Here is a 12,179-nt window from a genome sequence, read left to right on the forward strand (position 1 = left end):
AGTGCCGCGCCGATTACAAAGTGCCTCCGGTGGTAGGAACCTTAAAAAGCCTTGGACGAGGCCGGTGAGAACAATGGCAAACTTAAATTTTCAAATGTTAACGGATCAAGGTTGGTCATCGTAATGCCTAACAAACGGACTCCTTTAGTTAAATCAGCCGTGACATCAAATAAATCTTTAGCAACCTCATACAATTGAGTCGCCATATTTTCATAGTACTCAGTCTGCGTTTGTCGTTTCGTCACCGTGTTAAAGTCTGCATCTCTAACTTTGAGAACAATCGTTTTACCATGACGCTGTTGGGCATCTAGATGCGCCGTCAAATCGTTCGCTAAATGTTGCAACTGATCGCTGACATCTGTTTCATTGTTCAAGGGTTGATCAAAGGTCTCTTCACGGCCAATCGACTTACGCGTGCGTTGCCACTCGACTGGACGATCGTCACTACCACGAACGTGCCGATATAATCCATAACCTAGTTTACCGAAACGCTGAATCAAATCAGTCTCAGACCAAGTCAACAAATCGGCGCCCGTTAGAATACCTAAATCATGCATCTTTGGCACTGTTTTTTTGCCTACCCCGCGAAATTTTTCAATCGGCAACGGTGCCAAAAATCGCTCTGCGTCACCGGGCAACACGACAGTTACCCCCACGGGTTTGGCATAGTCAGAAGCAAGTTTAGCTAAAAATTTGTTGTAAGAAATACCAGTGGAGCAAGTCAAATGGACCTTTTCCCAAATTTCTGTTTGAAGTTGGTGCGCCAATGCAACCGCCGATTGAAAGTGCTGTTTATTCTGAGTGACATCTAGGTAGGCCTCATCGAAGGCAATTGGTTCAATATGATCGGTATACTCATGAAAGATTTCGTGAATCTGCGCAGAAATCGCTCGATATTTTGAGAAATCTGGTCGTTTAAAAATAGCTTTAGGGGCTAATTTTTGTGCTTCGTTGGCCGCCATGGCTGAATGGACACCTAATGCGCGGGCCCGATAATTTGCCGTCGTAACCACTCCATGTCCACCGGTTTGCCGGGGATCGCGGGCAATAATCAATGGTTGTTTTTTTAGTTGTGGCTCATCACGCTCTTCAATAGATGCGTAGAACGCATCCATATCCACATGAATAATTTTCCGGCTGGTATCGACCTGCACCGGAACTTGAATGAAGGCCGCCATTGTCAACGCTCCTCGTGATAACTTGATAGACTCATTTTAGCAAACGTACGTTCTCTTCACCAGCGATCCTAGTTAAATCAAAAAAAGATCATCGCAGAATACGATGATCACAGATGATTCACATATTTAAACTTGCCTAGCAACTAGTTAGCCTGACTGTCACTAGCTTCACTTGCTGTGTCGCTAGCACTGGTCACCGTCGTTGAGTCTGCGGCTGAATCAGCAACGCTGTCTGCGGCGCTTGTAGCTTCAGTTGTGACCTCGCTGGCTGCCGTTGCTGAAGTAGCGCTAGCTGTAGCCGTTGTCGCTGGTGTTTCAACGTGATGAATCGCTTGTTGGTCAAATGGTAAGTAGATCCCATCTACGTCAATGGTCACGATCTTCTTGGCAGCATCCATTGAATCAATAATGCCGTGTAGACCACCAATTGTGACCACGTGATCGCCAACGTGCATGCCGTTCATCATCTCTTTACGTTGCTCTTGTTGCTTGCGGTTAGGCCGTAGGATAAAGAAATAAAAGACCCCTACAAACAAAACAACCATCAAAACAGTGCTCCAAAGGCTACCACCAGCGGCACCATTTGCACCCAATAAATCGAACTTCACTAAACTTGTCAATTCATCCACCTCATTTAATTTACTCTGTAGAGTACTGTACCAAACTTACGAACCCTTGCCAAATGGATTCCGTTGATTAAGCCTCCGGTTTTGGTAGACCTAAGTGCTCATAAGCCGTCGTGGTCACTATTCGCCCCCGAGGCGTCCGTTTAATCAACCCCGCTTGCAATAAGTATGGTTCATAGACTTCGGCAATCGTATCCGCTTCTTCGCCAATATTGGCTGCCAAAGTGGTTAAGCCAACCGGGCCGCCATTGTAATACTTAATCATGGTTGCCAATAACTTTAAATCTACTTCATCTAGTCCCCAGTCATCCACACCTAACACAGTTAACGCATGATCGACCATTGCTGCATCGATCGCCGATTGACCGGCAACTTCGGCGAAATCACGGACCCGTTTTAATAGACGGTTAGCAATCCGTGGCGTTCCCCGAGAGCGACGCGCAATTTCATGGGCCCCTGTCTTCACAATCCGAGTAGCTAAAATATCCGCAGAACGTAACGTAATTTCTTCTAAATCGGCCGTCGTGTAATAATCCATATGCTCAACAATTCCGAAACGATCTCGAAGTGGTGCCGATAGCAACCCGGCTCTTGTGGTTGCCCCAATTAGGGTAAACGGTGGCAACGGAAAATGAACGGGGTGGGCGGTCGGCCCTTGCCCCACGACAATGTCGATAAAAAAGTCCTCCATTGCGGAATACAGCATTTCTTCGACAATTTTAGGCAAACGATGAATTTCATCAATGAATAAAATATCTCCGGGCTGTAATTCGTTTAATAGGGCAATGACATCCCCAGGTCGTTCAATCGCTGGCCCACTGGTCGTCTTGATTTGAACATGCATCTCATTAGCAATGACCATCGCTAAGGTAGTTTTACCTAAACCAGGCGGTCCGTACAACAAAACATGGTCCAATGATTCTTCCCGACTTGTCGCCGCGCTGATATAGACGCTTAATTGATGTTTAACCGCCTCTTGACCAATATATTGAGCCAGGGTCGTTGGCCGTAAAGAACGTTCTAATGAAGCCTCTTGATCATCTGTAGGTTGCGTTGACATTAATTCATCGTCCATGATTCAGCCCTCCTCTCTTACGCATGATAGCCTTGGCTACGCGTGGGTTAATTCCCGCAAGGCAGCACTCAGGTACTGATCGGTCGTTAACTGTTCTAGGTTTGCGAGCTTATTTGCGACGTGTTTAACTTCACGACTACTGTACCCTAAAGCCGTTAAGGCGGCCAGTGCGTCATCTAAGGCTCCGTTATCTGAAGCATTAACTGGCGCCTCGGCTACTGGGTCTATCCCTAAATCAGCTAACTTGCCGGCCAAGTCCAAGACGATTTGTTGCGCCGTTTTTTTACCGATCCCCGGGAATTTAGTCAAAAAGGTAATATCATTTGTTTCGATTGCGTTCACCAGGCCATCGTGATCCTCATTAGCCAAAATGGCTAACGCACTCTTAGGCCCTATCCCAGAAACGTTCAATAGTTTTAAGAACAGCCGTTTTTCCGCTTGATCAACAAACCCGAACAAACTCACTTCGGTCTCCCGAATTGCCTGATGGACGTAAATCCGAATTGACGTCTCCGCATCAACTTGAAAGCGGTAAGGATTGGCCGTTTGAATCAGATACCCCACCCCGTTAACTTCCAAAACGACATGGGTGGGTGTAACTTCCGTAATTTGACCAACTAGATATTCATACATACTGTGACCCTTTCGTGAGCTAATTAAAATTCATGTTCATCAAATTCAGCCCAAGACTCGTGAGAATCTTGAATCCGTTTAAACATTTTTTCCATATCAGCATTCGTGAAATGAACCAACACTGGCCGACCATGGGGACAATTGAATGGGTTTTCCGTCTGACTCAAATCATGTAATAAAGCTTTAGCCTGGCGCTCATCTAAGTGATGATTGGCCTTAATTGACCGTTTACAGCTCATCATAATCGCTGTTTTTTCGCGGAATTTGGCAACGGTCAACTGTCGATCGCTGAGCACCCAATCCACCATTTCACGAATCGTAGACGCTTCTTGGCCTTCAATAAACCACGTTGGGTGCTGCCGGACAATAAAAGAATTGTGTCCAAATGGCGATAAAAATAAGCCCAGCTGCTCCAATTGTGGTTTTGCTGCCGTAATCTTCAATACATCACTGGTCGGATAATCTAACACAATGGGGACCAATAAATTCTGAAGATTGCGCGCAACTTCGCCGATTTTAACCCGGTAGAACTCATATTTAATCCGCTCTTGAGCCGCATGCTGATCAACTAAATACAACCCATCGGCCGCCTGGGCAAATAGAAAGGTGCCATGCATCTGTCCAATGTAAGACAGCGTCGGAAAACGCTGACCGGTTTGCTCTTGATCCTCGGGTAACATTTCCATTGTTTCCGAATGACTCGGTTGCAAGGTCTCAGTAGGTGTTTCATCATCAAACGGGGCCACAGGCTCAACTTGATAACGGGCCTCAAAATCCACCACTGGTTGACTCGCCATCTCCTCACGATGATGGACAACAATCGGCGTTAATGCCTGCTTTGGTAGTGCATCCGGTAGCGATGGCGTGGCGACAGCGTCAGATTGAGCAAAAGTTGCCTCACTTGAAACTGGCGATGCTGGTCTAGCTGCCACACTCTCGTCATGAAGTGTTGATGCTTCAGTCAGTCGATTGGCAACTTGCTCGGCGTCAAATTGCACCGTTCCCGTTAAATTTTGATACGCGTCCGGAATCAAATTTTCCTGGGCCAATCGTTGATACACAACCTGATCAATCAGCTTGACCAACTGTGGCTCTTTGCTCAAGCGAACCTCTTGTTTAGTCGGATGCACATTTACATCAACTAAAAAAGGATCCATCTGCAAATTAATCACCGCTAATGGATAGCGACCCACCATCAGCTTAGAACCGTATCCTTTAATGAGCGCTTTGCTTAGCTGACTATTGCGAATTGCTCGCCCATTAATCAATATCGTCAAATAATTTCGTGAAGCCCGCGTTAATTCAGGGAGCGACACAAAACCACCCACGGTAAAATCGGCATCTTCCCCCTTAATTTCGACCATTTTACGCGCGGTTTGCACGCCATAAATTCCGGCAATCACTTGTTGTAAATCGCCTCGGCCCGCCGTTTTGAGCAATTCATGACCGTTATGCTGTAAACTAATCGCCACTTCTGGATGGCCTAAGGCAATTCGATTAACAACGTCGACAATATTAGCTAATTCAGTTTGCGGTGATTTTAAATATTTTAGCCGTGCCGGTGTATTAAAGAATAGGTCGCTAACCGTTACCTCAGTTCCAGGTCGAGCCTGTGCTGCTGTATGACTAACTAATTGGCCGCCTTTGAAATGGACTTGACTGCCGGCGCCAACACCAGTGGCCGTCTTTAGCCACACATCCGCAACTGAGGCAATACTCGGCAGTGCCTCACCTCTAAAGCCCAACGAATGCACCCGAAATAAGTCTGCCCGTGAACTAATCTTGCTGGTCGCATGCCGGGCAAAGGCTAGCTCAACTTCATCATCATCAATACCGCTGCCATCATCAATCACTTGAATCGTTTTTAAACCGGCCGCTTCGATCAAGACATCCACTGTCGTTGCATGGGCATCGATTGAATTTTCTACAAGTTCTTTCACCACCGATGCGGGACGTTCAACGACTTCCCCAGCCGCAATTTGATCGGCCAAAACGGTTGCTAAAGCTTGAATTTTGCTCATTGTCTGACCTCTTACTTCTATTTCAATTGTTGCTGAATTTCATAAAACTTATTCATCACGTCCATTGGTGTCATCGCCATCAAGTTCATCGACTTTAGGTCGGCCAAAATCTCGGCCGTCGTTGGATCCTGACTTGGCGTATCGAACAAAGCTAGTTGCGTTGACTGTGTTTCATCCATCGACGGTAGATCAGACGTCGGCTCAGTCAGCGGTTGATCAACATCGACGGGGGTCGGTTTTTCTCCGGCGTTGGATTCGAGCTGTTGCAATATCACACTGGCCCGCACCAATAATTTTTCTGGCATCCCGGCTAGTTTGGCCACATGGATTCCATAGGACTTATCAGCCGGACCTAGTTGGATCTGGTGCAGAAATACCAGTTCTCCATTCTCTTCGACCGCTCCGACATGAATATTTTTCAACCCTGTCAAATCATCTGATAAACTCGTCAATTCATGGTAGTGGGTCGAAAATAATGTTTTAGCATGAACATGATCGTGCACATATTCAATGATCGCTTGGGCTAAGGCCATTCCATCATAAGTTGCCGTGCCCCGACCAATTTCATCAAACAACAGCAGACTGTTAGCCGTGGCATGTGCCAAAGCATCATTGGCCTCCTGCATCTCAACCATAAACGTGGAATTTCCAGAGATCAGGTCATCAGCGGCCCCAATCCGGGTAAAGATTTGATCAAAGATTGGCATCATCGCCGATTTTGCTGGCACAAAACTGCCCATCTGCGCTAAAACGACAGTCAGTGCCAATTGGCGCATATAAGTACTCTTCCCTGACATATTGGGCCCGGTAATCAGTAAAATGGCTGTCTGTTCATCCATCCGCACATCATTAGGCACATAGGCTTGTTTACCAAGCGCTTTTTCTACTACTGGGTGCCGGCCGGCCTCGATTTCTAAATCATGCCCCTCCGTTAACGTTGGCCGACTGAACCGATAATTCTCGGCAACCACCGCAAAGCTCTGCAACACATCTAAACTAGCCAATGTTTTCGCCAACCGCTGCAAGCGACCAATGGCAGCTTTTACCACCTCGCGAATTTTGGTGAACAACTGGTATTCCAAAGCGGTTGACTTCGCTTGAGCTTCTAAGATCAGTTGCTCTTTTTCTTTTAATTCTGGCGTCGCAAAACGTTCTGCGTTCGTCAACGTTTGTTTACGTTCATAGCGATCCTCCGGTAATTTACTCAAATTAGCTTTGGTCACTTCAATGTAATACCCGAAGACCCGATTATAGCCAATTTTTAACGTGCTAATCCCGGTCGCCGCCCGTTCTTTAGCCTCGAGTTCGGCAATCCATTGCTTTCCATTAGCCATTGCGTCTCGATAGGCGTCCAATTGCTGGTCGTAACCATCTTTGATCACATCGCCATCGGTCACAGAAATCGGTGGTTCATCATCAATCGCTCGTTCAATTAATTCAGCCACATCACCTACTGGATCTAAGTGGGCCAACATCTCGCTAAAGACTTGATCATCCAGTTCTTCTAAAACATACTTAATTTTCGGGACTTGTTGAAGCGACGTTTTCAACTGGATCAAGTCACGGCCGTTCACACTGCCAAAAGCAACCCGCCCGGCCAATCGTTCCAAATCGTAGACCTTCGTTAACTCATTTTGTAAGTTCGAGCGTTCAAAATAGTGATCTAATAATGATTGGACTTTATCTTGTCGAGCGCTTATTTCTGTTTGTGATAACAACGGCCGATCTAACCATTGCTTCAATAAACGCCCACCCATTGCGGTTTTCGTCTCATCCAGCAACCACAACAGCGTGCCTGAACGTTTGCCAGTGCGAATATTCACTGACAGTTCTAGATTGCGCTTTGCGTAATGATCCATCTTTAAGTAATAGGACGGTTCATAAGCGAGCGCCCGCTGTAAGTGGGCTAAGCTGCGCTTTTGGGTTGACTCCATGTAGGTCAATAATAAGGAAACGGCGTCATTTTCTGCCTGATCGTCTAAATCTTGGGTTAAAAAGCTTAATTCTGCATTCGCTGTTACGGGTGCGTCTTGCTGAGAGACTAAGATCCCTAATGGTTTAAACCGCGCTCGAATCGTCTCATCAATTGTATCGTTAACAACCACTTCTTTGGCTTCAACCGCCATAACCTCGTTCATGACTGCTTCAATCGTGGTTAAGTTAGCCGTCTTCAATTCTCCAGTTGAAACATCCGCATAAGCGAAGCCAAACTGATGCTCGTGCTGAACCATCCCAGCCAAATAGTTATTGTCTTTGGCACCACTGACACCAGTCTGCATCCGGGTCCCTGGGGTAACGAGTTGAATAACTTCTCGTTTAACCATTCCCTTGGCTAAAGCGGGGTCTTCCATTTGTTCACAGATAGCCACCTTATAACCATGATCGACTAAGATATCAATATAGTTTTGAACCGCATGATGTGGCACCCCACACATAGGTATCGGATCCGCGGCATTATGATTACGCGCCGTTAGGGTTAATTCCAACAGTTGCGATCCTTTCACCGCATCGTCGTTAAATAATTCATAAAAATCACCAATTCGATAAAACAAAAAAGCATCCGGATACTGATCCTTAATCTCCTGATACTGTTTCATCATTGGTGTTTCCATACTCTCTTGCGCCGATTTTTTGGCCATTCAACAAACTCCTTTGGTTCGATAATCACCACTCGTTGGGCACTTATTATCGAATTTCGCACTAAAACAATGAGATAATTTTAACATTTTTTTGCTCAGCTGTCCGAGTTGACCTCACGAGTCTCAAACTGTCTGAGCGCAAATTGACAATAAAGTAGCCGACACTCTCCCAAATGAGAATGCCGGCTACTTTATCAAGTTAAAACAATATCTAGAAATTTTTATTTTGCGTATTCGACGGCACGCGTTTCACGGATGACCGTCACCTTAATGTGGCCTGGATAATCAAGATCACTTTCAATCTCGTTCTTAACATCTCTGGCAATCACGGTTGCCTGTAAATCGTCGACGTCTTGTGGTTTCACAATGACGCGCACCTCTCTACCGGCTTGAATCGCATAACTTTGCGCCACACCTTCGTGACTGTTCGCAATTTCCTCTAGTTGTTTCAATCGTTGGATATAATTTTCTAGTGATTCTGAACGAGCTCCCGGTCGAGCTGATGAAATCGCATCAGCTGCGCCTACCAACACAGCGATGATTGAAGTTGGTTCTACATCACCATGATGTGAAGCAATTGTATTAATCACAACCGGGTTCTCGTGATACTTCGTGGCCAATTCAACCCCCAGTTCCACATGGGAACCTTCAACTTCATGATCCACTGCCTTACCAATATCGTGTAATAATCCTGCGCGCTTCGCCAGCGCAACATCCTCACCAAGTTCGGCGGCCATCACAGCCGTCAATTTTGCAACTTCAATCGAGTGGTTTAACACATTTTGACCATAGCTAGTTCGATAGTTCATGCGACCAATGATCTTGATTAAATCAGGGTTCATCGCCCGAATTCCGAGATCAAAGACCGTCTGTTCACCAATTTCACGGATTTTCTCGTCCATTTCTCGACGAGCTTTTTCCACCATTTCTTCGATTCTAGCTGGATGAATCCGACCGTCGGCAATGAGCTTCTCCAATGCCAGTTTAGCAATTTCACGCCGCACTGGATCAAACCCACTCAACACGACTGCTTCTGGGGTATCATCGATAATTAAATCGATGCCGGTCAGTGTTTCAAGCGTCCGAATATTCCGACCTTCACGACCGATAATTCGGCCCTTCATATCATCATTTGGTAACGTAACGACCGTAACCGTATTGTCTGAGACCGTGTCGGCAACACTGCGCTGAATAGCGGCCACAATCAAATTCTTGGCCTCTTTGTCAGCACTAGCCTTCGCCTCTTCTTCACTTTCCTTAATGAGAACGGCCCGCTCATGAGCTAATTCACTCTTGGTTTCCTCAATAATTAAATCACGAGCTTCATCTTGTGAGAGATCAGCTACGCGTTGCACCTCTTGTTGTCGCTTATCGATGAGATCTGCTGCTGCTTGTTGTTGCTGTTGGACAACCTCGCGATCGCGACTCAACTGTTCCTCTTTAGCGGATAACTGAGTCTCACGTTTTTCAAACGTGTTATCTTTTCGATCTAGCGCCTCTTCACGTTGCAATAACCGGTCTTCTTGCTTTTGAACCTCCGCGCGTCGTTCCTTCAATTCGTTCTCGACGTCGGTTCGATACTTATGACTCTCTTCACGAGCCTCAAGCAAAGCTTCTTTTTTGGCTGTCTTTGCGTCCTGATTGGCTTTTTCGAGAATGGCCCCTGCTGACTTTGTTGCATCTTCAATGTCACGAGCTTGACGTTGTTTAGCAATCGTTAAACCAGCATATAAACCAGCAATAACTGCGATGAGCACGAGGATGATGGTTACTATGACCATTAAAATTCCCGCCCTTCATCAAAAAATGGCTGACCGTTAAGCCAGCCGCAAACTAATTACAGATGTTTATATTGATTCATTACACATTGCTAGTTTACTGATCTTCAGGGCAACTGTCAACATAAGCACTGCTTTCGTTTGAATCCCTATGCAGTCAATTAACGCAGCCTAGCCACGCCGAACCGCCAATAATCGATTAAAGGCATAACTAATCAGTAAGCAAATGATCGTCAAAATCACGTTTGTCACGATGGAATTTCCCGGCGCCTGATAACGAAAATGACCGTCAAAGCCATACATCAAACGTAATAATGCTCCAGCCCAAGAATTGTAGAAGGCATTTGACGTATTGCCAACCGATGCCAACGTAATAGCGATCAACCCGGCCCCAGCGCAAGGTACTGCGATTAACGTGGCTACCTTCCATCGCCAGTTCAATAATGCTAGCACCGCCCCCGTCATCATACCGGCACCGATAAGTAGGATAAGCGTACTTAAATCACGCCCCCAATACCACCAAACGTCGCTAATACCATGTGTGGTAAATGAGCCAAATTCAAGGCGACCATAGACTTGATACGTTTTAAGTCCGAGGGGTTGGGCAATCATTAACCGATAAAGGACGTTTAAGACCGACACAAGACCCGCGTAGGTTAACAAACTGGCCAATTTTGCCCACCAATAAGTCCTTCGAGTGATGCCATTTTGTATCAACACCGTGAAACCACGATAAACCATGCCACTTGCAATAAAAAATAGGATTTGCATGGCAAATTGTGGAAACAAACTAGCTAAATATTGACTTGGCGCCAGCGCTGATTGGCGACCAGTCAGTAACAGACTCAATAACGTCGGCAACCACCAGATACCAGCAAAGATGCCTAAATAAGCATAACCCAACAGACTTGCATCGTGTCGCAAACGATACTGATAGACTGGTTTAAACTTCATGATGACCCTCCGTTAACGCAACAAACAGCTGTTGTAAATCTAACGCTTCCTTTGTCACCCCAGCCGGTAAATCAAGCTTTCCAACCGTGGTTACGACCGCTTGCGTTTGTTTACCAAATTGATGCGTTCGTAGCGTTGTGACAGTGGGTAAGAATGCAGCCATCGTTTCTTTAGGTCCGCTTAACTGATACGAGCGGGCCAATAAATCCTCTGTCGCTTCGGCAACTAAAATACGGCCTTGATCCATCACAATAACTTGGTTTAATAGCCCAGAAATTTCTTCGACAAGGTGTGTTGCAATAACAAATGTACGGGGACGCTGGGCGTAGGTTTCAATCAGGGATTGATAAAACAAATCTCGGTGACTAGCATCTAACCCTAATACGGGCTCGTCTAATAGGATATAGTCAGCAGGGACACTTAAGGCAATGATGTCCTTAAAAATGGTGCGGTAGCCAGTTGACAAACCGCCAAATCGAGCATTCACATCTAAATCAAAGGCTTTAGCTAGTCGCCTTGCCAACTGATCATCAAATGTGCCATATAGTGCAGCAGTCAGTTTAAATAAATCACTAACCCGTTCTCGGCTCGGATATAAATTATCCTCACTCATCAAATAAAGATGTTGGAGGGTTCGATCAGACTGCGCCAATTCCTGTCCATCAATGGTTACTCTACCTTGGCTAGGCAACACACGATTAGCCATAATGTTCAGTAACGTACTTTTTCCAGCACCATTACGTCCCAGCAGACCGTAGATCATGCCAGGTTGGATTGTTAAGTTTAAATCATGCAATCGTTCATGCCGACCGGCTGTTTTTGTCAATTTTGTAACGTTGATTGTCATTTAATGCCGTACCCCCGTTCGATGAGCGCGACGAGCTCTGCCTCAGTCAAACCAATTTGTGTGGCAGCCGCTACTAGCGGTGATACCTGTTGCTCGAAGAAGTCATTCCGCCGGTTAAAGGTCACCCGTTCTCTGGCTCCATCTAGCACAAACATCCCCATACCACGTCGCTTTTCTAAAACTTTTCGGTCAACGAGAATATTCATCCCCTTCAAAACCGTCGCGGGATTAATGTGAAACTCTCGCGAAATGGCAGTTGTTGATGGCACTTGCTCGCCAGCCTCATAAGTCCCACTTAAAATGGCCTCTTCAATTTGTTCAGCCACCTGTAAGTAAAGGGGCATGGTGCCGTCAAAGTCAAAGTGCATGTTTTCATCTCCAACCACTAGACAATAAAAGTTCTACTTTAGCAAAAAGGATAAGCGACG

10 protein-coding genes are annotated in these 12,179 nt (G+C 45.9%); all 10 read right to left on the minus strand.

Translation table 11 applies throughout. The annotated features are described in order from the left end of the window. Positions 1–41 precede the first annotated feature (41 nt). The 10 genes from dinB to AC27FN_RS06055 all read right to left on the minus strand — a co-directional run bounded on the left by dinB (position 42) and on the right by AC27FN_RS06055 (position 12,119). Positions 42–1,178 carry a DNA polymerase IV gene (gene dinB, locus AC27FN_RS06010; protein ID WP_487167109.1) on the minus strand — a complete coding sequence of 379 codons (1,137 nt, stop codon included), beginning with the start codon at positions 1,176–1,178 and terminating at the stop codon, positions 42–44. A 143-nt stretch (positions 1,179–1,321) separates the two neighbouring features. Beyond that, positions 1,322–1,798 (minus strand): preprotein translocase subunit YajC, encoded by a 477-nt coding sequence (gene yajC, locus AC27FN_RS06015; protein WP_487167110.1) that lies wholly within the window; start codon positions 1,796–1,798, stop codon positions 1,322–1,324. Positions 1,799–1,874: 76 nt separating this feature from the next. Further along, positions 1,875–2,882, minus strand: coding sequence for a Holliday junction branch migration DNA helicase RuvB (ruvB, locus tag AC27FN_RS06020; protein ID WP_487167305.1), 1,008 nt, complete (start codon positions 2,880–2,882; stop codon positions 1,875–1,877). A gap of 33 nt (positions 2,883–2,915) precedes the next feature. Continuing rightward, positions 2,916–3,512, minus strand: coding sequence for a Holliday junction branch migration protein RuvA (ruvA, locus tag AC27FN_RS06025; protein ID WP_487167111.1), 597 nt, complete (start codon positions 3,510–3,512; stop codon positions 2,916–2,918). Between the two features lie 23 nt (positions 3,513–3,535). Continuing rightward, entirely contained in the window at positions 3,536–5,533 is a 1,998-nt protein-coding gene (mutL, locus tag AC27FN_RS06030) for a DNA mismatch repair endonuclease MutL (RefSeq protein WP_487167112.1), read from the minus strand. 17 nt (positions 5,534–5,550) lie between these two features. Further along, a complete protein-coding gene (gene mutS / locus AC27FN_RS06035) occupies positions 5,551–8,172 on the minus strand; it encodes a DNA mismatch repair protein MutS (RefSeq protein WP_487167113.1) in 2,622 nt (873 codons plus the stop codon). Positions 8,173–8,393: 221 nt separating this feature from the next. Then, the gene (gene rny, locus AC27FN_RS06040; RefSeq protein WP_487167114.1) at positions 8,394–9,953 is read right to left on the minus strand and encodes a ribonuclease Y; all 1,560 of its coding nucleotides are present in this window, start codon (positions 9,951–9,953) and stop codon (positions 8,394–8,396) included. A gap of 168 nt (positions 9,954–10,121) precedes the next feature. Beyond that, a complete protein-coding gene (locus AC27FN_RS06045; RefSeq protein WP_487167115.1) occupies positions 10,122–10,904 on the minus strand; it encodes a hypothetical protein in 783 nt (260 codons plus the stop codon). Then, positions 10,894–11,751, minus strand: coding sequence for an ATP-binding cassette domain-containing protein (locus AC27FN_RS06050; RefSeq protein WP_487167116.1), 858 nt, complete (start codon positions 11,749–11,751; stop codon positions 10,894–10,896). Before AC27FN_RS06050 ends, AC27FN_RS06045 begins: the two co-directional genes overlap by 11 nt. After that, complete coding sequence (locus AC27FN_RS06055) at positions 11,748–12,119, minus strand: GntR family transcriptional regulator (RefSeq protein WP_487167117.1); 372 nt, start codon at positions 12,117–12,119, stop codon at positions 11,748–11,750. Before AC27FN_RS06055 ends, AC27FN_RS06050 begins: the two co-directional genes overlap by 4 nt. Between the last annotated feature and the right edge of the window lie 60 nt (positions 12,120–12,179).

It is taken from the genome of Furfurilactobacillus sp. W61-4, assembly GCF_057545565.1.